General features: G+C 37.3%; 2 protein-coding genes. One reads left to right on the forward strand and one right to left on the reverse strand.

From position 1 onward, the window contains the following. The first annotated feature begins 47 nt into the window (after positions 1-47). Positions 48-1,349, forward strand: coding sequence for a lytic murein transglycosylase (locus tag KPC_RS19380; RefSeq protein WP_121975942.1), 1,302 nt, complete (start codon positions 48-50; stop codon positions 1,347-1,349). A 64-nt stretch (positions 1,350-1,413) separates the two neighbouring features. Here KPC_RS19380 and KPC_RS19385 read toward each other — a convergent pair whose 3' ends face one another. Then, positions 1,414-1,830 (reverse strand): hypothetical protein, encoded by a 417-nt coding sequence (locus KPC_RS19385; protein ID WP_171334561.1) that lies wholly within the window; start codon positions 1,828-1,830, stop codon positions 1,414-1,416. Positions 1,831-1,948: the final 118 nt, after the last annotated feature.

Consider the following 1,948-nt stretch of genomic DNA (forward strand, 5'->3'; position numbering starts at 1 on the left):
GATATGGTATTCACATAATTTAAATTTAAAAATAAGTCTGGAATTATATGCGACGTATATCTTTAGCTTTAGGAATATTATGTGTAGCCATGACTCAGGCTAATGCAGAGTTGATTATTAATGGTGCTACGACGTCAACAACAACTCCTGTAACTGAGCCGACGGTTATAAGTAATTCATCATTTAGTCCGAATAATAATTTTCAAAGCTGCTTGGCAAATTTACGTTCAGCAGCGATTGCGTCAGGTGTAAGTGCTTCAGCTTATGATCGTTATACACAAAATTTGACTCCTGATTATTCCGTGATTGATAAATTGAATTATCAACCAGAGTTTTCAACTCCAATCTGGGATTACATGACGGGTTTGGTTGATCAAGAGCGTGTCCAAAAAGGTCAACAGAAAATTACTCAACATCGAGATGTGTTAAATCGGGTACAGGCAGCTTATGGTGTTCCAGTTGAAACAGTTGTTGCCGTTTGGGGAGTGGAAAGTAACTTTGGTGATATTTCTGGAAAATATCCATTATTGCAATCACTTGGTACATTGAGCTGTGAAGGTCGTCGTCAGAGTTATTTCAGAGGAGAGTTTTTTGCTGCAATGCGTATTTTGCAACGTGGTGATTTAACAGAAGATCAACTAAAAGGCTCATGGGCAGGAGCTTTTGGGCATACACAATTTATGCCTTCAACCTATGAGGAACTTGCAGTTGATTTTGATGGTGATGGTCGACGTGATCTGGTTTCAAGTACACCAGATGCATTGGCATCGACAGCAAACTTTCTGAAAAAACGTGGTTGGCAAACTGGAATGCCGTGGGGTTTTGAAGTAAAAGTTCCACAGGGAATGTCAGTTGCAGGAGAAAGCCGCCGTAATAAAAAATCATTGGGTTATTGGTCAAATCAGGGCATTACTCGTGTTGACGGGACACCACTGATTCAAGGTAATTTATCAGAAAGCAGTTCTGCTGGGTTGATGTTACCTGCTGGAGCGAATGGTCCTGCCTTTTTAGTATTTAGAAATTTTGATGCCATTTATAGTTATAATGCTGCTGAGAGTTATGCATTGGCGATAGCGCATTTATCTGATCGTTTACAAGGAAAAGGTGAGTTTGTAACTCCTTGGCCAACGGATGATGCGGGGACGTCACGTGCTGAGCGCAGGGAAATTCAGCAGTACCTATTGCAAAAAGGTTATGATATTGGTGAAGCAGATGGTTTGGTTGGGGATAAGACCAGACAGGCAATCAGGCAAGAGCAATCTAAGCTTGGACTCAACCCGACTGGACGGGCAGGGCAGAAAATTTTAAGAACACTTAGAAATCAGCAAGCTGGACAAATCATGCAATAATTTTCATGGCATTTATGAGTAAAAAAGGGCTATTTTTATATCCCTTTTTTACTTGAATGATCATTTATTCTATCGAATGATCAAGTTTAACTGCTTCTAAAATATCAAAAATGGCAACAGTGACGTCTTGGGTATGATCTTTATCATTAAAAATTTCATATGCTGTGATAGTGACATCTGTTTCACTTGGCAATTGTTTTTGTTCTTCTTCAATCAAATGCTGGATAGGCAGTAAAGTCTGTTTAATTTCAAGATGTAAGATATCATCATATTCAATATTTTCATCTTCTAACTCAATCATTTGCTCATTGAAATAAGGCAATAAAATCGAATGTAAATAAGGTTGCAATTCGATAATATCAAAAATTTCGATATCACGGGTCTGCTTGATTGTGCTGATACGATCATTTACTTCAAGAATAATATGGTAAAAACTCACTTCCTCATCCTCACACAAGTTGCCTTTATTGAACAATAACATGAATTGATCCAAATTCCGATGCAATCCGTTATAAATACATGTAAAAAATAAGGTTATTTATATGAATTTTATAATTTAATCATTTTTTGAATGAAAAAGTATGATGTCTGCTTTAGTG

Source organism: Acinetobacter stercoris (genome assembly GCF_900323515.1).
Taxonomy (GTDB): domain Bacteria; phylum Pseudomonadota; class Gammaproteobacteria; order Pseudomonadales; family Moraxellaceae; genus Acinetobacter; species Acinetobacter stercoris.

Excerpts from the sequence above, each read along its gene's own strand:
- KPC_RS19385 (WP_171334561.1), bottom strand. The coding sequence starts at position 1,830 with ATGTTATTGTTCAATAAAGGCAACTTGTGTGAGGATGAGGAAGTGAGT.
- KPC_RS19380 (WP_121975942.1), top strand. The coding sequence starts at position 48 with ATGCGACGTATATCTTTAGCTTTAGGAATATTATGTGTAGCCATGACT.